Annotated in this window: 18 protein-coding genes; 7 read left to right on the top strand and 11 right to left on the bottom strand. The window is 32.3% G+C overall.

Features of this window, described 5'->3' with window-relative positions:
• Positions 1–5 precede the first annotated feature (5 nt).
• From ERX46_RS01655 to ERX46_RS01665, 3 genes are read right to left on the bottom strand one after another with little or no spacing between them, the layout of a single operon-like run.
• Positions 6–965, bottom strand: a complete 960-nt coding sequence (locus ERX46_RS01655; RefSeq protein WP_130092092.1) for a BsuBI/PstI family type II restriction endonuclease — start codon at positions 963–965, stop codon at positions 6–8.
• Positions 962–2542 (bottom strand): Eco57I restriction-modification methylase domain-containing protein, encoded by a 1581-nt coding sequence (locus tag ERX46_RS01660; protein ID WP_130092093.1) that lies wholly within the window; start codon positions 2540–2542, stop codon positions 962–964. The genes ERX46_RS01655 and ERX46_RS01660 overlap by 4 nt, the downstream gene beginning before the upstream one ends.
• Positions 2542–2847, bottom strand: a complete 306-nt coding sequence (locus ERX46_RS01665; protein ID WP_207214099.1) for a helix-turn-helix domain-containing protein — start codon at positions 2845–2847, stop codon at positions 2542–2544. Before ERX46_RS01665 ends, ERX46_RS01660 begins: the two co-directional genes overlap by 1 nt.
• A 569-nt stretch (positions 2848–3416) precedes the next feature.
• Here ERX46_RS01665 and ERX46_RS01670 point away from each other — a divergent pair.
• From ERX46_RS01670 to ERX46_RS01695, 6 genes are read left to right on the top strand one after another with little or no spacing between them, the layout of a single operon-like run.
• A complete protein-coding gene (locus tag ERX46_RS01670) occupies positions 3417–3644 on the top strand; it encodes a DUF2188 domain-containing protein (RefSeq protein ID WP_130092095.1) in 228 nt (75 codons plus the stop codon).
• A gap of 4 nt (positions 3645–3648) precedes the next feature.
• Complete coding sequence (locus tag ERX46_RS01675; protein ID WP_130092096.1) at positions 3649–4254, top strand: toll/interleukin-1 receptor domain-containing protein; 606 nt, start codon at positions 3649–3651, stop codon at positions 4252–4254.
• Positions 4251–5684: an SIR2 family protein gene (locus tag ERX46_RS01680; RefSeq protein ID WP_130092097.1), complete on the top strand. Its 1434-nt coding sequence runs from the start codon at positions 4251–4253 to the stop codon at positions 5682–5684. The genes ERX46_RS01675 and ERX46_RS01680 overlap by 4 nt, the downstream gene beginning before the upstream one ends.
• A 2-nt stretch (positions 5685–5686) precedes the next feature.
• A complete protein-coding gene (locus ERX46_RS01685) occupies positions 5687–6316 on the top strand; it encodes a TIR domain-containing protein (protein WP_130092098.1) in 630 nt (209 codons plus the stop codon).
• Between the two features lie 41 nt (positions 6317–6357).
• Positions 6358–6996, top strand: coding sequence for a TIR domain-containing protein (locus ERX46_RS01690; RefSeq protein WP_130092099.1), 639 nt, complete (start codon positions 6358–6360; stop codon positions 6994–6996).
• Between the two features lie 11 nt (positions 6997–7007).
• Positions 7008–8261, top strand: coding sequence for a hypothetical protein (locus ERX46_RS01695; protein ID WP_130092100.1), 1254 nt, complete (start codon positions 7008–7010; stop codon positions 8259–8261).
• 300 nt (positions 8262–8561) lie between these two features.
• Here ERX46_RS01695 and ERX46_RS01700 read toward each other — a convergent pair whose 3' ends face one another.
• Complete coding sequence (locus tag ERX46_RS01700; protein WP_130092101.1) at positions 8562–9842, bottom strand: PIN-like domain-containing protein; 1281 nt, start codon at positions 9840–9842, stop codon at positions 8562–8564.
• A 542-nt stretch (positions 9843–10384) separates the two neighbouring features.
• On the opposite strand from ERX46_RS01700, the gene ERX46_RS01705 reads away from it, so the two are divergent.
• Positions 10385–11332: an endonuclease I family protein gene (locus ERX46_RS01705; RefSeq protein WP_130092102.1), complete on the top strand. Its 948-nt coding sequence runs from the start codon at positions 10385–10387 to the stop codon at positions 11330–11332.
• Positions 11333–11389: 57 nt separating this feature from the next.
• Here the strand turns inward: ERX46_RS01705 and ERX46_RS01710 are convergent, their stop codons facing one another.
• The 7 genes from ERX46_RS01710 to ERX46_RS01740 form a co-directional block, all read right to left on the bottom strand.
• The gene (locus ERX46_RS01710; protein WP_130092103.1) at positions 11390–12121 is read right to left on the bottom strand and encodes a hypothetical protein; all 732 of its coding nucleotides are present in this window, start codon (positions 12119–12121) and stop codon (positions 11390–11392) included.
• Positions 12122–12309: 188 nt separating this feature from the next.
• On the bottom strand, positions 12310–13521 hold the full coding sequence (locus ERX46_RS01715; protein WP_130092104.1) for a tetratricopeptide repeat protein: 1212 nt from the start codon (positions 13519–13521) through the stop codon (positions 12310–12312).
• Positions 13522–13690: 169 nt separating this feature from the next.
• A complete protein-coding gene (locus ERX46_RS01720) occupies positions 13691–14620 on the bottom strand; it encodes a peptidoglycan recognition protein family protein (RefSeq protein WP_130092105.1) in 930 nt (309 codons plus the stop codon).
• 50 nt (positions 14621–14670) lie between these two features.
• Entirely contained in the window at positions 14671–15294 is a 624-nt protein-coding gene (locus tag ERX46_RS01725; protein WP_130092106.1) for a P-loop NTPase family protein, read from the bottom strand.
• A gap of 11 nt (positions 15295–15305) precedes the next feature.
• A complete protein-coding gene (locus tag ERX46_RS01730; RefSeq protein WP_130092107.1) occupies positions 15306–16217 on the bottom strand; it encodes a transcriptional regulator in 912 nt (303 codons plus the stop codon).
• 2 nt (positions 16218–16219) lie between these two features.
• Positions 16220–16504 (bottom strand): helix-turn-helix domain-containing protein, encoded by a 285-nt coding sequence (locus tag ERX46_RS01735; RefSeq protein WP_130092108.1) that lies wholly within the window; start codon positions 16502–16504, stop codon positions 16220–16222.
• A gap of 881 nt (positions 16505–17385) precedes the next feature.
• Positions 17386–18894 (bottom strand): hypothetical protein, encoded by a 1509-nt coding sequence (locus ERX46_RS01740; protein ID WP_130092109.1) that lies wholly within the window; start codon positions 18892–18894, stop codon positions 17386–17388.
• Positions 18895–19007 lie beyond the last annotated feature (113 nt).

Consider the following 19007-nt stretch of genomic DNA (forward strand, 5'->3'; position numbering starts at 1 on the left):
TAATTTTATCTTGGCCCCATAAAACGGTCGCCATTAAAGTGTATCATATGATCGGGAATTTCTGAAAGCCAAACTTCTGTTTCCCACGCAATGTCATTGGAGTATTTCTTAAAGTCTTTTAAGTCGATAAAAGCGGTGACATAAACTTTTCCTACTTTACAGTTTATTAGGAGCTCTTCTAATTCTACAATTCTTTTTGGTGAAATAGGACCATGAGATGTTACTGCTTCAATTAAGAAGAGCCAATTTCGTTTCGTATCATGAATTACTACATCAGGAAGTTTACTATGCTGATCTATTGGTATTCCTAATCCAGCTAGTGCGGAGTCATTTCGGTACAAATCTTTTTTTGCGGTATCACCGACATATAACAATTGACTTCCTGGTGCAAAGCGAGGAGCAAACTCCTTTATAATGTCAATTTGTAATTCATTATGTTTGCCAGGAGAGAACTTTAATTCTGTACCGTCTTCTAGCTTTAATGGAATTTTTCGATATTCTCGTTTCTTCGAATACTTTTCTTTTAAAGAGCCTATTTCATTTAGAAAAAGATCGATTTCTTTTTTCCATTTTGTAGATCCATAAGATTGTACAACCTTTAAAGCCTCGGGTGAGATACGATAATGATTGTCTTTACTGTTTGTTGCTAACTCTGGGTTTTCAGGATTATGGTTGACTATTCCTGCTTGAACAAATTGATGTAAAGTTTGTCGTCTTATAGTCTCTCTTGAGTTTTCAGCATAGTTTTTATCGTATTCATCAGCCATAAATCGCATAATGCCATCGTATTTTGCGTTATTTTTATTCCCCATTACAGACATGCTGAGGGCTTTTGCATCTTTCCATTTAGATTTAGGTGATATTTGGCAAAGTGCGAGTAAGGTTAATGCTGAACGATCATTTTGTTGTCTTGTAGGTAAACCTAGTTCTTTTAAAATGGCTTTGGCTTCTTCAATTTTATTCATTCTGTTAATTCTAATTCTATTTGATTATTAACTAATTCATTTATAAAGTCAATTGTGAAATTGTTATTTTCTAAAATTGTACTTCCAATATTTTGTATTACTTCTAGGTCAGGCAATGTCATTTCTTTTAATTCGGTTGCACTGACATTTACGTTTCCGTTGAAAATCCGAAAATAGGTATCATAGATAGTGCTCGATAACAAAGCTGCAATACCAACTGTTTCTTCATTGGATAATTCACCACCTGGGCGATATATATAATTCACTTTGTTTTCTAAACCTATCAGCTCAGCTTTTTTATAATATTGTAGATATGGCGCTGCAACTAATCTATTCTTATCGTCCTTACTGCTAAATCTTCGCAGTAGTACATAATTTTTGTTTGGTACTAGAAGAGGTTTAGCTAACGGTTCAATATTAATGTATTGCTCTTTTTTAGGTTTTACAATGGGCCATTCAATTTCCATTTGCTTAATGTTGTGTAACCAATATAGAGGTGCTAAATAGACGTTTGAGTTTTGATACTCACTTCTCAAGTATTTTTTTGAACGAAATGCTACAACAGGGCCAGTAGAGACTTTAACTCCGTAATCAATAAATTTGTTACGCCAAGTTCTAAAAACACCTAAAACATGTTCTTCATAATCAGAAGTAGGTAAATACATTATCTTTTCATCGGTGTTTAAATCAAGAACTCTATCAGAAGAATAAGTTCTTTTTCTTGCATTGTCAATATCAACTATACCTGAAGATGAAGAGATTTCTGTTTGATTGCCTAATTTGTATTCTTGTTTAAATCCATTAATTATCACTGTTTCTTGAAGTACTTTGTCTCTGCTAAAGGTGTCTTTTCTTGAAACAAATAGATGAACGTTGTTCAATTGAATTTTCTTAAAAAAGAATGAACGAAATACTTTAAAGTAACCTCCAGATGCATAGCTTCTTGGTGTGATAAAAATTAATTGACCATCATTCTTTAGAAGTAAAGTAGATAATGCCATGAAAATAGAATAAATATTCGCATGACCACTATAAACAGCAGAAGCGGCAATTGCTCGCAAATCAGTTTTAGCTATCTTGAAATATGGAGGGTTTGAAATTACTATATCAAACACTTCTGATTCTTTATAAAATAAATCACCAGATGTATCTCTAAAACAGTGTGCGTTGTGAAGAATGAAGTCATGTTGTCTAATTTCGTAGGTTAAAACAACTTCATTTTTAGCTGCGAACTTTAAAAGATATTCCAAGGATTGAATTGTTAATGGTATGACGTCCTTATCTATTTCATAAACAACTAATTCAATTTTCCGAACTAACTTATTATTAGCTATTATCTTTTCAACCAATGCACATGATAAAATTCCTACTCCAGTTCCCGGATCTAGAATTTTCAATTCCTTTCTATTGGAGTTGAAGTAGGCAGCCATGAAATGTGCTATTTCTAATGGTGTAAAAAATTGCCCATTCTTTTTCTTATGGTCTTTTGAAACTGAATCTGCATATAATTCGCCTAATCTTTTAGCAAAAGAACTAGGAGACTCATCATTTTTTGGTTTTAGGTGAATTGATTCCATTATCTTTTAGGTTTATTTAGGTATTCAACTTTGGCTTCGGCTACTTTTAGTATTTCTGAAGCGAATTCTTCATTAACAATTTCATAAAGTACTTTGTCACTAAAGTAATTAATAAGCATTTGTTTTTCATCAACATTAAATAATTCAGCAAACTTAATGATTAGCTCACGTGTTGCTCTTCTTTCCCCACGTTCAATTTTGCTCAAGATTGATTGATCTATATCAACTGCTGCAGCTACCTTTCTTAAAGGAAGATCGTTTGCTTCTCTCAATTCACGAATTTGTTGGCCTATTGTTTTGGGCATAATCTATTTAGACATATTTTGTCTAAAGTTATGAATATATGTTGAAGTTTAATCAATTCAAGTAATATTTTATTGGATTGCCATTCGCAATTGGGTGTTCTTCTATGGATGTGGATGGTTTTCTAAACCTGGAATCTCTTTTCCTGAGTTGAGATGGATTTCAGGGAGCTCGTGTTTGAATTGGGTGGAGGTTCTTTTGGTTTCTTTAAGGGTATTTGTTTTGGACTAAAACTGACAAAATTTAGACAAATAGCGACATTTGTCAGTCAAACTGACAAAATTAGCTGTCGAATTAATACTATTTAGGTTGTTTTGTCATAAATTAACAAACGGCATAGAGGTTGATGAGAAATCTCCTTTAATAGAAATAGCCGCCCTAAGGAGAGCGACTATTCAAGATTGTGAATCAGCTGTGACCAAACTAACTGATTCATGAACTTTTTTCAAGTTTGAGAGTGCAAATGTATCAACTTTTTTGATAACACCTAATACTTCCAATCTTTTTTCTCTTTCGTGGTTCACACATCGTGAAGTGTGTATACTATTTATTCATTCTCAAAATAAAAGAAATGGGAAAAGGAAAAAATCAACATGTTGTAAAACACCCAGATGGATGGGCTGTTAAAGGAGCTGGTAATTCAAAGGCTACCAAAGTAACGAAAACGCAAAAAGAAGCCGCCGATGTAGGAAGAGGTATTGCGAAAAACCAAAAATCTGAATTACTGATTCATGGTAGAAATGGGCGAATCCGAGAGAAAGATTCGCATGGTAATGATCCGAGAAATGTAAAAGGGTAGGAATATGGGATTATTTACAAAAGAGAAACTTATAAATAGGGTTCAAAATGAATTAAGAAAAGGCGGTGAAATTCATCTCAGCGCTAATGATAAGGCTACAACATTTTTAAATGAATCAAAAACTGAACAAAGAAGGTTTTCTGAGAAGATCTATGATATATTTTTATCACATAGTTCTGACGATTCAAGATTAGTGGCTGGATTAAAATTAGAATTGGAAGACATGGGGTATTCTGTTTATGTAGATTGGATTGAAGATCCTGAATTGGATAGAACTAGAGTGACTAAAGTGAACGCGAATTATTTAAGAGAAAGAATGAAACAATGCAAAACGCTTCTTTATGCTTTTTCTAAAAATGCATCAGAGTCTACATGGATGCCTTGGGAACTTGGATATTTTGATGGAATTAGGGGGTTTGTAGCAGTAGTTCCTATCGCTGAAACTAATACCTCTACATTTAATGGAAACGAATACCTAAAAATATACCCTTATATTGATAAACATGGCTTGAATTTTACTAACAAACCTCATATTTGGGTTAATGAATCAAGTGATACCTATGTACTATTTGATAAATGGATTCAAGGAACTAAACCAATTAAAAGATGAAAGCAGAACACGAGTCGTTTATAAAAGATTTTCTAGAAAGTATTATAGAGAATAAAGCCGCAATATTTGCAGGAGCAGGCTTATCTGTTGGAGCAGGATACGTTGATTGGAAAGGGCTTTTGAAAGATGCAGCTGAAGAAATTGGTTTAGATGTTAAAAAGGAAGATGATTTAATCTCGTTGGCACAATTTCATTATAATGAAAATGGTGGACGAAGCAAATTAAATAAAAAAATTCTGAAAGTTTTTACCGATGAAGTTGAAGCAACAGAAAATCATGGAATATTATCACGACTACCTATTGACACATTCTGGACTACCAATTACGATAGTCTAATTGAGGATTCACTTGAATCCTATAACAAAATAGTAGACGTTAAACATGAAAACGGTCAGTTACCTAATTCCACTCCAAAAAGAGATGTAACAGTTTATAAAATGCATGGGGACGTTAAACATGCACATGACGCTATAATCACTAGGGACGATTATGAAAAATATTTTCGTACTCATGACCCATTTGTAACCACATTAAAAGGTGATCTCACAACTAAAACATTCTTATTTATAGGTTTTAGCTTCTCGGATCCTAACCTCGATTATGCATTGAGTAGAGTCAGGTTAAATTTCCATGAAGGTGCTAGCCATCATTATTGTTTTGTAAAGACTATTTCAGAGGAAGAATGTGAAGACAAAGCTGAGTTTGATTACAAAACTAGAAGACAAGAACTTTTAATGAATGACCTTAAAACTTATCAGATATTGCCTGTTATTGTTAACTCCTATAGTGAAATAACAGATATTTTATCAGAGATAGAAAGACGATATAAATTGAAAAGTGTTTTTATTTCTGGAAGTGCTGAAGAGTATGGAGAATGGGGAAGGGATCGAGCAATAAAGTTAATTCACAAATTATCATCTAAACTGATTTCGAAAAACTATAGAATTGTCAATGGATTTGGTTGGGGTATTGGTAGTGCAGTAATCAATGGAGCACTCGAACAAATATATCTCAAGCCTAAAAAGTATTCAGAAGATCAATTGATTGTTAAACCCTTTCCTCAATTTGCTACTGGTGAAAAGGAGCTTCCTGAACTCTGGCAGGACTACAGGGAGAGAATGATCTCACTCACAGGGATAGCAATATTTCTATTTGGGAATAAAATAGATCATAAAGCACAAACGATAGTTAATGCTGGTGGAGTTAGAAAGGAATTTGATATTGCTGTCAGACAAGGTTGTATACCAATTCCAATCCATTCTACAGGTTATATTTCAAAAGAACTATGGGATGAGGTTCTAGAAAATACAAAAAAGTACTTTCTAGAAAATGATTTAAAGGAAGACTTCGAATCACTTTTAGACGAATTTGCTGCAGACAAAATAATACAAATTGTTATAAGAATGATTGAAAAAATAAACAAAAAGTAATTATGGCTAATAAAATATTCGTTTCATATAAACATAAGGATTCTAAAGTGAAGCCAATTTTGAATAGCTCTATTAGTGTTATCACTACTGCACGTCATTATGTTGATGTGATAGAGGAATTACTTGATGAAACTGACCATTTATATAAAGGGGAAAGAGAAGGTGAGGATATTGGTAGTTTTGTCGATACAACAATAGGCTCAAAGTTAGGAGATAAAATTTTTGATAGCTCAGTAACAATAGTTTTGATATCAAAAGGTATGAAAGAAGATAGAAGTGAAAAAGAACAATGGATTTGGGAAATTTCATATTCACTTAGAGAACAGACTAGATTGGGGGGTAGGAGTAAATCAAATGCCATTTTAGCTGTTGTGCTTCCCGATGAATATGGAGACTATTCTTATTTCATGACTGCAAATTCAGCTTGTAATAGTATTACATACAAGGCTGGGGAGTTATTTCAAATTCTGAGAGACAATATGTTTAACTTAAAAAATAAAGAAGATAATATCAGGGAGTGCAATGGCACTACTGTTTATGCTGGAGAACCTTCATACATTAAAGTTATTGAATGGGATAAATTTAAACATAACAGTAATTATTATTTAGAAAAAGCTATAAATATTAAGTAAAATATAAACGATTATAATATTGTAAAAAAATCAAATAAGTTATGTCCAGAAGAGTTTTTTTTAGTTTTAATTTTGAAGATGTCTCTGACTTTAAGGTAAATGTTGTAAGGAATAGTAGGGCTTTTAAAAACAATGGTTTAGAAACAACATTTGTTGATAAATCTTTATGGGAAGAGGCATTAAAAAAAAGTCCTAATACAATAAAAACTTTAATTGATATTGGAATGAAAGGAACTAGTGCAACTACGCTTCTAATAGGTGTGAACACTACCAATAGAAGGTGGGTGAACTATGAAATAATAAATAGTTTTGTGGAAGGAAAAGGGATTTTAGCAATTCATTTAAATAGAATTAGATCAAGAACTACAAAAAAAATATCTCGAAAAGGAGTAAATCCATTGTCTAGGCTTAAGTTAAGAATTGATTCGGAATGTAAAAAAATATATTTTTATGAATTAAAGGATGGGAAATGGATTGTTTTTAAGGATATTCCATTCGTTAATAATCGAAAGACTAATTCTTTTTACTTTAGAACCGGACATATTTTTAGAAGAAGCCAGGCGGGGAGTGAGTATAAGTTTTCCGAATTATTCGATATGGAATACTGCTGGAAAATTGATGATGGATATAAAAACTTTCCTAATTGGGTTGAAAAAAGCGTGAAAATAGTTCAAAGATAAATTGTGAAAAAATGAGCAAATCTCTTAAGGAAAAACTTAATGAGTTAAAAAAAGACTTACCTAACTTCATAAAACCTGAGGGGAAGAAAGGAGATAAATGTTTTTTTCACGATTGTAATGGGAAGGCTATTAAGTCTCATACTTTATCAGAAGCACAAGTGCTTGGCTTGCTAGAAGGCGAAAATGAAAAAGGGAGAGTTGTAGTTTATCATATCGATGATGTTCCTGATGTAGATTTCAAGAACGAATTATCTCTTTCTACTTTTCAAAAAACGAATCGTAGGTTATTTGAAAAAGGGAAGTCTGATACATCTGTGTTTTATGGATTTTGTGAAGATTGTGATAGAGATTCATTTCGCTTGCTTGATAATTATCCATTTTTAGATAATAAGGAAATTAATTTTCTTCATAATTTAAGGACAACTGCTTATACTCTTACTTACCATAGAAATTTATATACAGACTTTAAAGATAGAGTACTCCCTTTAGGCGATAAAGTTGAAGAAGGTACTGAGGCAGCTAATCATGGATTTAATTTTTTATCTTCATATCTTCATAATATACCCGATTCAAGCGATATTTCATTTGATGAAGTTAAGGATCTCAAAGAATTAATTAATTTAAGTACTATTCCAATAAAAAAACAAAGAGATGAGGTTATTGAATTTCAAAAAGATTTTTTTTCAGATCTGTTTAATGAATCTAATTACCCTATGAATGGGTTTGTCTTCAAGCAGGAATTAATGAAATTAAAGCCGCTTTTGGAATCAGTCGATAACGATATTGATGAAGATCATTTTAATCTTATATCTAAGGAACTTGATCAAAAGATTTTTGAATATCAGAAAGCAATTCAATTAATAACCAGTTTATATAGAGAGAAGTCTTATGAAGCTTATCGATATTTGACTATTTCCATCGAAGGTATGTTTCAAATTGCAGGAGCATTTAATTATTCTATTGATGGGGTAACAAATTTATCTTTAACTTTTTTCCCTGAAAAAGAGACCAATAAGACCCATTTCATATTTTCAGGACATGTAAGCGAGAACAATTTAAAATACTTTTCGCAGTTGAACATTATGCCAGCTTCTGATTTTAAACTAAAGGTTACTGAGATCATTTTAGCACATGGAACTAATGTTTATATTTCTCCTGAATTATGGAGAAAAACACCAGAAAGGGTTAAAGAGTTAATGCTAAGTGATAAAAGTAAAGTGATTTCTGAAGGATTTAACTTTTTCGATTCAGTTTCCAATGGTTAACTAACATAGAATGATTGATTCTTGAAATTTAATTGTTTTAGCAGATATATCTTTTTTAATAAGGCAATTTAGACTAACATGACACAAATATCATTATTCCTTTGCCACTTCTCTTAAAACCTATATATTAGTATCGATTTAGGTGGTTAGGTTAGGTTTATAAGAGGGAATAGAACGCTCGTTCATTCCCTCTTATTGTTTTTTATAAATGCAGTAGTCACCTTTGTACGTCATCCAAATTCTTTTTCTAAACCCTTTGTTTTATAATTTATTAATTCAGAATACTTATTAGGTTTGGACTCATGAATTTGCAAAATTATCCGTTGGGTTCTTTATTCCTTTTAGTTTTTCTTGAGCACTAATAAATTTATCAAATGGATTCATGATTTTATCCATTTTATCTTGAGTCATACTTAAGTCATCCATTGGTTTTTTTATTTTTTCAAGTGATTCCTTAGCATTGATGAATTTACCCATTGGATTCATTATACTTTCAAGTTCTTCTTGTGAAAGGCTTATTCCATCCCTTTTTATTTTTTCTAGTGCTTTTTGTGCGTTAAAATATTCCTCTAATGGAGTTTGAGTTTGGTTTAATTGTTTTTGTTTCTCAATATTATTGTTTTTCCATATTTGTAATCTAGTAAGATTATATCGGGTGTTATCAATTTCTTTTTGTTGAATATTTTTCTGGATGGTCTCTGTTTCCTCCTCTAATGTTTCTGTGTCTTTAATTTTGTAAGATTCAGAAATTAAACGAATGAAATTTTTTGTTGTAATTGAGTAAAATAAATTATTAGTATTTTTAATAAATTCCTTTATCAATTCTTTTCTTGGTCCTAAATCATGCCCTTTAAATTTAATTGCCCAATCTTCTTTTCTATCATCTGAAATAAACAAAATAGGTTTACTTGTTTTTACTGATAAAGCTTGTAACTCATTCCAAATAATTAAGTCTCCAAACTTTTCTATTGAATCCTTATGATTATCTTTATACCCTGGAGGTATTTCCTTTTCATATCTTTCAATACCGCCTTTATATATTGCTTCGGTCTCTTCTAAAGTTAATTCTAAACTTACTTTATCATTAATGATTTCAACTAATTCTTCTAAAATTGGATCTTTACCTTGTACATAATTAAAGTCTAAATCTTGTTTAAATTTATCAATAGAAGAGTCTATTTTTTTCAATGATGTTTCTAATTCTGAAACTATACATTCTTTTAATTCATTTTCATGTTTTAGAATGCTTAATGCAGAATTATATTTATCTGGTCCAGAATAATTATTAATTATGTTTAATAATTTATTTTGATTTTCTTCGATCAATTCTTTTATTGTGTCTTTAAATGATGATCGATTTTCAATTATGGTTAATCTGTTTTTATAAAATTCATTACATATATGATGAGTTAAATATAATCTATCTTTTGCTTTTTTAAGTATTTCAAAATATTTTCCTCTATTTTCCTCACTATATCTATACAGGTTTAATATAGAATTTGTGTCCAAAACGATTATTGCATCTTTATAAATTTGTTCAACAAAATCTATTATGTGATGTTCTTTAAACTTAGTTTTCATATGCTTAATTTGATTTAAGTTACTATGTAAATGGAAGCAAATGTTTCTTTTTCAACAGACGCTCGCTGTTTATGATTGTATTAATGATTTAGAATATTTGCTGGATTCAAATTTAAACTAATTTTTAAGATAATACTCACAACTCCAACAACATCTCCTGATGGGATTCTATTCACTTCGGATTTAGGTCAAGCACCAAGGTTGTCAATGATTGTTTAATTTCTTATCATTTTAAAAGCCTTTTAGGGTTTCAGCTTTTTATGAAATTTAATGGCTTGATATTTTAGTTTTAGTAATCAATTTAAAGCATCATCACACAAAAATAATTAATCCTTTGCCACTTCTCTAAAAACCCATATATTAGTCTCGATTTAGGTGGTTAGGTTAGGTTTATAAGAGGGAATCGGACGCTCGTTCATTCCCTCTTATTGCTTTTAAACGAGTTTTCAAAAATTAACTCTAGATAAATCCAGTACCTATCTTATGTTTCTCCAGCTTATAACATTCATTTTAATTATTGCTATTAGTTGTACATTCGTTTTATGAAGCTTTTTAATCACCTTCGATTTCAACTACTGTTTTTCTTAATTTTTGGATGGGGTATTAATTACGCTCAAATACCAAAAGGCTATTATAATTCTGCAGAAGGATTAAAAGGAACGAATCTGAAAGCAGCTCTTAATGATATCATTGATGGTCATGTTAAATTCCCTTATACGAGTTCAAATACTGATGTTTGGGATATTCTCAAGGAAACTGATAAAGATACTATTGATCCCAGTAAAGTTATTTTACTTTACACGGGCTGGACTGTTGATGCAGCTCAAGAATATAATAGGGGAGGAGGTTGGACACGTGAACATGTATGGGCAAAGTCAAGAGGGAATTTTGGTACTTCTCAGGGTGCTGGAACAGATGTTCATGCTTTACGACCTTGTGACGTTTCTGTAAATTCAGCTAGAAGTAATAGGTGGTTTGATTGTGGGGATTATGAATATATTGATGGGGATGGAGCAACTGGAAGTTATACAAGTTCTTCAAGCTGGGTTTGGGAACCTCGTGATATGGTAAAAGGCGATGTTGCCCGAATGATTTTCTATATGGCTACAAGGTATGAAGGAGAGAGCGGAGAGTTGGATTTGTTTATGATTGATTCTATACCTAGTGATAATAAAACAAAAGCACCGGTTCACGGAAGACTTTCTGTTTTACTCCAATGGCATAACGATGATCCTGTTGATGATTGGGAGCTTAATAGGAATGAGGTTATTTACTCATATCAAGGTAATCGTAATCCTTTTATTGATAGGCCTGAGTTTGTGGAGGGGATTTGGGGTGAGGCTTCTATGTTGGAGGAGAAGGTTGGAATTGAAAAGGTTGAGCTTGCGAAAATTGTAGACATTTTTGGACGTGAGGTTGAAGCTAGAGATGGTGTTGTTCGGTTTTACTTTTATAGCGATGGAAGGGTGGTTAGAGTGTTTGAACCATGAGCTATATTTTTTGTGCAACTGATAATAAATTCATTTAAATATTAAACAACAAAATATTTAATATTGACACCTTGTATTTTCAAGTTGAGATAAGTCAGTAGAAATTCTATACCAACCATTAGTATGTGTTATCAATTGGAAATGAATCACTTCCTTACCATTTTCATTTCCTCTTTTAATAAGTAGTACTAGTTCTTCTCGGAAATTTTCATGTTCTAAAAATCTATATCCGTTTTTGTCTTCAAATATTCCTGAATAATAAATTGCTTTGAATTTAGGAACAAAGCCGTATTCTTTCCTCTCAAGCTTTTTTAACTCCTTTTCATATTTTCCTTCATTAATTTCTTTTCTCCACTTCTTTTCCATCAATGTAATTGATTCTCTTGATTTCTCTAGGTTGGATGTGTCGAAAAGATAAAGGGTGTCATTTCTCCAAATAAAAATATCATCAACTAAGAAAGAAACTACTACTGTTGCATTTTTTTGAACTTTTGTTGCATATTTTTTAATGTAAAAATCTGGAGCAAGGGCAGTTTTTTTAAAGGTTTCAAGATTTTCAGCGACTGAACCACCCCAAGATCTCACAATAATTGTATCACCTATAACTTTTCTGTAAGCAGGCCTATTTTTACAATCTGTAAACGGCTCGAATCCAATCTCTCTTGTTGTTTTATTGAACTCAATGCCATTCGATTTAATCCAATTCTCTAACTCTAACTGATTTTTGTTTTGAGCTATTATAAAGATTGAATTTAAAATAATAACAAGTGTTAGAATAATTGTTTTCATGAATGGATTGTCTTTGTACGATAAAAATACCTTTTTAGATTTGAATTTACAAATACTGACGAAGACGCTTGAATGCATAATGTTTTTTTGATTCTCTTTCTAGAGAATTGTTAGCCTTACAGCCCCAACAACATCCCAATCAACTCTTCCTGATGTGCAGTTTCATTCACTTGTACGAATTGATTTAATTAAAATCTAAAAGGTTCCAGTATTCTAAGAAGCAGAGTTTTAAAGCCAGCTTGCTCTATAATCTCTTCTTGGTTTAACCCGATTCTCGAGAAAACTCCCATTGTAGCGCACTGTTCTATAATCTCAAGAGAAAGGTAGTCTTTTGATTTTAAAAATTCTGACAACTCATTTGTTTCTTTCATTCGCTTACTGAAAAGTGAGAGCCTTGAAAAATTATAATTTTCAGTAACTTTTAAATTACGTTTTTTATATCTTATTGAAATAGAATAATAACTATCGGTTGTGTTTTTTTTAATTCTCACCCAATAAGGGATTAATTTGTATTGGTTATTTAAATGATAGGATATTTCTATTCTATAATTTTCATCTTGGCAGGTATACGATATTTCCTCCAGCTCTTTAAAGTAGTTAAAGCTTAGCGAGTATCCGTTTTCTACCCCCTTTTTTAAATTTATCACATGGGTTAGTTTATTGTTGCTCTCATAAAATTTTAAAGCAGTACCACTGTAAGCGTCCCAGTTATCATAAATGAAATGACTAGAGAAAAGAAACTTCCTATTATATGCTGAGGGAAAACCTAACTCTTTAAGTTTATTGAATGAAGAATCATAGACAATATTCTTATACACCGCTAACTTATCTTTCCACTTTTCATTAAGCGCTTTTTGTTCTACAGCTTTTTCTAAATTGATTTTGGCAGTATTATAACTTGAGACTAATTGAATTGCTTTTTCAAATGAGTTAATCGCTAAATCGAACTCTTCCAGCATAAAGTATGCATACCCCATATTGTTGTATGTACTGCTGTATTCGGGGTTGACATTAATTTCTTCTTTAAAATAATCAATAGATGCCCCAAACAGTCCTTCGTCAAACTTTAGGTTTCCAATATTGTATCTAACAAGTCGCGCGGAAGAGTCAATATATAAAGCCTTTTCATAATCCTGTATTCCTTTTTCTACTTCACCCTGATCCACAAATAAGTTTCCTCGGTCGTTGTAAGCACGATAATCATCGGGGAAAGTGTTAAGTTGTTTGTTATAGAGTTTTAATGCTTTTTCATAGTCTCCAGCCTCATGTGCTTTTAGCCCTTTCGCAAAGTAATCGGTCGAATCTTCCGTAGGTATTTGACCAACCAAGGAAAAATCTATAAGCGTTATAATAATTATGAAAAGTTTAAGAAAACATTTAAAACCGAAGACAAATTTCATGAGGTTAAATTAGATAAATTGTCTAAATAACAGTGTTAGTAATTGCTTTTTTTTCGTTAATTCAAGTCTCTTTAATAGAACCTACCAATATTTTTAGGAATAAATTTTATAAAGACATTCTCTAAACTAAGCGTTTTAACTTTCTTGTTTTTATGGATATATAGTTGTTTTACAACTCCAACAACATCTCTATCAACGCTTCCTGAGGCGCAACATCCAACTTAAATTTATTCACATTCGCATGAGACCAAACACCAGGAGTATCTGCACATGTTTTAGTTCCAATCAAATCAAAAGCTTTAACTCCTTCTTTCCGGATGAGGTTTGGAAGTCCTTCTCTGACATCAATATTGTGCTCATTTGCTAATTTGAGCAATAATCCTTTGAGTGATTTGAGTTGTTCGACAGAATACTTATGAAAGTAATTATAGCCTCTAAATTCATCCTCTAATTCAATTACTTGATCAGGAATTACTTCTTGGCCAACATAAGTGAAGTATGAATTTTTATCTCTCTCAATGATTTTTGGTTTTCCGTTTACTTCTTTTTCAAAGTAGCCTTTTGTCAATTGACCAAAGCTACATATTTCAATTCCTATGCTTTCACGGTGCAGTGGCTGGCTGCCTATTCCAAGGTGCCAAGCCCAGGCATTATTTGGAATTGCTTGAAGTATTTTACCATCGTGATCTGAATTATCATTGTGAATGGATTGGCCACCAATTACAAATTCTGTTGCTACTTTGTGTGGTCGTTGCCCCCAATCATCGATAACGCGATAAGGGTTTTGCCAACCTGCAGTATGATGCAAGAAAATCCATTTTTTCTTTGTGGGTTGGTTATGGTATGCATGTTCTGGAAGAAGATATTCGGAGAATATTTCTTCATCATCATTTGGATTGTTGAGCATTTCCCAACCGTCGCAGAGTAGAGACCAGGTTGCTGGTCCTACGATTCCATCGGGAGCAATGTTTTGTGATTTTTGAAAGAACAAAACAGCATGATGGGTTTGTGGTCCGAAGATTCCATCTGGTAGGAGGTTGAGGAGGAGCTGGAGTTGTTTTACTTCTTGGCCGTGGGAGTGGAGTTTTAGTGTTTTCATAGAAAAATTATTTTATAATTTTTGGGCGTTTTGCAAAACGCCCGTACATATTATTTTCTTTTGTCTTTTGTTTCGGGTGGAAATGATATCAAATTGAACATCTTTCTTAATCTTGAACGAACACGTTTTCCGTATAGATTTTCAATTTCTTTTGCGGTGAGATTTGTTGTGGCGTGAGTAACGATTTGGTGATTCACCAAGAGGTCGTAACGCTGCAATAGAATCTCTGCAATGGTATTGCATTCGTTTCCATAAAATTTGATATTCTGCTCAACTCCAATATCATCCAAGCAAAATGCACGTTGCCTTTTTCCGTATGCTTGAATTGTATTGAATCCATTTTGGTTGAATTCAAATGCGATGTCTCTGGTGGATTTTACTTGGAAAGTTTGCTCGGGTAAAATTATGGTTTGAATAATTTGCATCCACGAGGTTTTTCCGCAACCAACAGGACCAGTTATGAGAATTCCTTTCTTGAGATCAATCCCATATTTTTTGCATTGGATATCTTCGTGAATCATGTAAATGATGAGCTTGTGAAGAGTTTTGATGTCTTCGTTGTGAATGCGAAATTCTTTTCCAAACTTCTCTCTTCCTTTGTGCTGAAGGTAGTGTAGCGTGTCGTGGAATTTAAAATGACGCATGTTATTTTTTATTTTATATGGCTTTTCCATGAGTTCAAATTTTACAATGGTTCAGAATAATCTTTGTTTTCGTTGACGTGTAATCTCTGCTGTGCCGGACTTCGGTTTTGTGCTTGGTATTTTTCATCCCGGATAATCCAGTTCTTTGCAGCAGCTTTCCAATTTTTCATTTTTGCTTTTCCACCAACCAACCATCCATTGGATTCATAATGGTTGAAAAAGGTTTCAGCAACTTCGTAAGACGATTTATTCTCGTGAAAAAATGTTTTTGCTTCTTTGAGTTCCGGAGGAAGGAATCTTTTGCGTGTGGAGGGCGATTTCAAATCGGCCTTACTTGCTTTTTTGGATTTGAGCGAATCGGATGATTGCAAATCACTTTTTTTGGGCGATTGCAAATCGCCCTTTCGAAAAGAAAATTCATCATCATTATTTTGGGATGAATGGGGGGAAGATTTTTTTTCTTCCCCTTCTTTTGTTTTATATAGTTTATTATTGTTTTCTATTTGTTTATTATAGTTTACTATATGTTTAGTATTGTTTAAGAAAGGTCGCACGAGATGTTCAGATGTTGTATCAGGTGATGTATCACTTGTTGTATCAGATGATGTATCAGATGATGTATCAGATGATGTATCAGGTGTTGTACCACGTGTTGTATCAAATCTGTACATGTGAACTTTTGAAGATTTAAACCTACTTTTAGAAGGAGTGTAATTGATGTATTTCCATTCACTTAACTGCTTTAAACACTTAGAGTAAGTATTGGTAGAACCAATTTTTGAAAACTGCATTAATTCATCCCGACGAATGTTGATTTCATTTTTAAACCGAGTGCTGTTCCATAATTGAAACAAGGACATATACAGGCTTACATGCCACGGAGTAATGCGAGGATCATCTCTAAATTTGAGCATCGCATTCTCCATGTGATGTATGTAGTTGACTGCTTCCATGCCTACACATTTTGTTTAAGATCATCGATTATGTTAAGGATATCCTGTTTATCATAAAAGATAACACCACCCACTTTTGAAAAAGGAATAATTCCATTTACGCGCATGTTTTGCAAGGTACCTTGGGAGATTGCTAGCATACGTTGTACTTGATGAGACTTCAGAAGAACTGGATCGGGTGAGGACGTGCTTTGAGTTAATAGCTCTTCTTTTAATGATTCTAAAGACGATAGGATTGAGTCTTTTAATTCTTGCAGATCTTCCTGCGTTACAATTGAAATTTGCATATGACATTGGTTTAAAGATTAGGTACAAATAGAAGTAAAAGTTTTTAATATTTTGGGTTGCAGGGGGTTGCACTTTTGACGTAAACCCCACGTAAAATGCAGGATACAAAGGTTTATTTTTTTTGAGCTTGGTGTAATGCGCTCTCAGTCGCTCAATTTCTATTAAAATGACACTAAAACTTACTAAATCTTATCAAATCCTATGAAAAATGACGGTTTAAAAGCTACAAGAATTACAGGGGGGTTGCACTTTTTCTTAAAATCAGCTTAAAGCCAATGTCTACAGTAGGTTTGTACGTATTTTTGGTGTGGAAAATAGCTGAAATTAAGGGGGGTTGCACGTGGGTTGCAACCCCCAGTGCAACCCCCTTGAATACCCCATGAACATTGAGGTTTAGCGAAAATGACATTTTTACTATTAAATTTGATTGTATTTATTGCTATTTGCCTTAGATTTGTGTCAGTAACTAGTCCGAAAAAAGAGGACTTTCAAACAAAATGATAAATAGAATAGATTAAAATAGACATATAATAATATTGTAGCGTAAGCTATTTTTAGAACTCGTAAACCGCCAGTTATACATTATCCTCTAAAATATAGTCTTGACGCCTTGCTACGGCATGGGCTCAAGATTGTTAGAGGATGGGACCCTGGCGGTTCCCAGAGTTCTGCATGAATGGGTTCATGCTACTTCATTACAATTGAATCATGTTAAAAGTCGAACTTCTAAATTTTCCGTTAAATATTGAACAGGTTGATTATGTCATACTGTTTATGATTTATCATAATATCGATAGTATTCAAGAACTAGTTGATCAACCCATTGACAATTTAAGACAAAAGGAGGACTGGGATGAAAGATTAGAGCTGATACTAAAGATCATTCACGAAAATCATCATACTTAAAATTGTACATTTTAAATATTAAGGACTTCACCCTTTCGAAGCTCTTTTTATCCATATCATACATTTTATTTCTAAAACTTATATTGGAGTATTCAATATTGTTTTTGTTGGTAATTGCATATGGTACCCAGTTCGAGATATTCGTCACATTCTCGTTGAGAGTATCGGCTTCTTTAAATAATCTGCATAAAACGGCAATCTCTTTAATGTTCAGTGCGGATGATAATTTTTGAAAAGAATTTGATCCCTTTTTATTGAGTTTCAAGGCATGGGTTTGATCTAAATAACTAAGTTCAACATCAGTCCATTTTAGCAACTTATGTGCTAGGTGATGTTCATCCACCTTGGAATGAAATTCAGCGCTTAGTAAAGCTTGCTCAAAGTGTTTTTGCTTTATGGACAATCGAATGTTTTGTTCTTCTTTACTTTCTACCTCATATAAACTGGATTTGATATCATCAGTTATAAAGGTTAGAAAACTCTTCTTTTTAAAATTGATTGAAATCAAAAAATAGATAATTTCATCTTGGTTAATTGATGTGTAATTTATTTTTTTTAGAAAAGAATTAAATGCTTTTAAAAATTCTTTGTAAGCTTCAAAACTGTTGTAATTAATTCTATTGGAAATATCGAATGAGAGGATCTTGTTTATTTCACTTTCTATTATGGCCCTAAACCTTTCATCGAGTTCAATTTTCTTTAATTTCTTTAAAATTTCTTTAGAGAGATTTACAAAATGATTTTCATTGAGTAATTTAGAGTAATACGGAATCTGTTGATTGAGATCCATTGAATGATGAAATGTTGTCGTCACAAAGTCGAGTACCTTTACAATTGACCTGTAAACTAACATGACACAATCCTTTCTATTATAGGATTGTTTTATTTTTATGTTTAAATCTGTAGATTTCAATTGATACTCATTGGTTATTTCATTTAAATAACTATTGAAAATACGTTGAAGTTTTTCAATTCCTTTTTTGAAGACTTCCTCTGTATTGTTGAGCGCTAATTTTCGGAGTTTATTAATATGCTCAATTTCCATTTCCTTTAACTGAATATTAAAATATCCGTAAATCAATCGGTCGTTGTCAATTTCGGACCATTCAGATTCTAGAGCAACACCAATTACATCAAAACCATTTTGCTTCTTATAAACGTAATCATTCTTTACTTTCTCGTGATTTAAGTTTAATAATTCAAAAACTTTTGGGCTTATGAGGGTTGTAGGATTATTAGGGAAGTCAATTTCATTGTTAACGAAAAAACTTTCTGCTAGGGGATGAGCGGTTGAGATTCTTAGTTCTTCAATTAACTTAAATTCACTACTCTCTTTTTTAAATTTTCCGATTATCATGTCCTTACAGACCATTTGTTCAGAGTTTAGATAGTCAGCTACTTTAAGAGCATCCAATTTGTTCGGAACTAAGGGACCATTAATTAGATCATGATATGAAATGATTTGGTTAAAAAAATCTTGCATATCTAATGATTTGTTACTAAATAAACAAATTTTAACACATTATCATAGGTTTATCACAAGTAATATGGAGTCCTTATTTGTGATAATAAGTAGTATTTGATGTTAAGTTATTT

Source organism: Brumimicrobium glaciale, from assembly GCF_004152935.1.
In the GTDB taxonomy this organism is placed as follows: Bacteria; Bacteroidota; Bacteroidia; order Flavobacteriales_D; family Crocinitomicaceae; genus Brumimicrobium; species Brumimicrobium glaciale.

Excerpts from the sequence above, each read along its gene's own strand:
- ERX46_RS01680 (WP_130092097.1), top strand. The coding sequence starts at position 4,251 with ATGAAAGCAGAACACGAGTCGTTTATAAAAGATTTTCTAGAAAGTATT.
- ERX46_RS01725 (WP_130092106.1), bottom strand. The coding sequence starts at position 15,294 with ATGGAAAAGCCATATAAAATAAAAAATAACATGCGTCATTTTAAATTC.
- ERX46_RS01720 (WP_130092105.1), bottom strand. The coding sequence starts at position 14,620 with ATGAAAACACTAAAACTCCACTCCCACGGCCAAGAAGTAAAACAACTC.
- ERX46_RS01655 (WP_130092092.1), bottom strand. The coding sequence starts at position 965 with ATGAATAAAATTGAAGAAGCCAAAGCCATTTTAAAAGAACTAGGTTTA.
- ERX46_RS01730 (WP_130092107.1), bottom strand. The coding sequence starts at position 16,217 with ATGGAAGCAGTCAACTACATACATCACATGGAGAATGCGATGCTCAAA.
- ERX46_RS01695 (WP_130092100.1), top strand. The coding sequence starts at position 7,008 with ATGAGCAAATCTCTTAAGGAAAAACTTAATGAGTTAAAAAAAGACTTA.
- ERX46_RS01675 (WP_130092096.1), top strand. The coding sequence starts at position 3,649 with ATGGGATTATTTACAAAAGAGAAACTTATAAATAGGGTTCAAAATGAA.
- ERX46_RS01660 (WP_130092093.1), bottom strand. The coding sequence starts at position 2,542 with ATGGAATCAATTCACCTAAAACCAAAAAATGATGAGTCTCCTAGTTCT.
- ERX46_RS01715 (WP_130092104.1), bottom strand. The coding sequence starts at position 13,521 with ATGAAATTTGTCTTCGGTTTTAAATGTTTTCTTAAACTTTTCATAATT.
- ERX46_RS01705 (WP_130092102.1), top strand. The coding sequence starts at position 10,385 with ATGAAGCTTTTTAATCACCTTCGATTTCAACTACTGTTTTTCTTAATT.
- ERX46_RS01740 (WP_130092109.1), bottom strand. The coding sequence starts at position 18,894 with ATGCAAGATTTTTTTAACCAAATCATTTCATATCATGATCTAATTAAT.
- ERX46_RS01735 (WP_130092108.1), bottom strand. The coding sequence starts at position 16,504 with ATGCAAATTTCAATTGTAACGCAGGAAGATCTGCAAGAATTAAAAGAC.
- ERX46_RS01700 (WP_130092101.1), bottom strand. The coding sequence starts at position 9,842 with ATGAAAACTAAGTTTAAAGAACATCACATAATAGATTTTGTTGAACAA.
- ERX46_RS01710 (WP_130092103.1), bottom strand. The coding sequence starts at position 12,121 with ATGAAAACAATTATTCTAACACTTGTTATTATTTTAAATTCAATCTTT.
- ERX46_RS01665 (WP_207214099.1), bottom strand. The coding sequence starts at position 2,847 with ATGCCCAAAACAATAGGCCAACAAATTCGTGAATTGAGAGAAGCAAAC.
- ERX46_RS01670 (WP_130092095.1), top strand. The coding sequence starts at position 3,417 with ATGGGAAAAGGAAAAAATCAACATGTTGTAAAACACCCAGATGGATGG.
- ERX46_RS01690 (WP_130092099.1), top strand. The coding sequence starts at position 6,358 with ATGTCCAGAAGAGTTTTTTTTAGTTTTAATTTTGAAGATGTCTCTGAC.
- ERX46_RS01685 (WP_130092098.1), top strand. The coding sequence starts at position 5,687 with ATGGCTAATAAAATATTCGTTTCATATAAACATAAGGATTCTAAAGTG.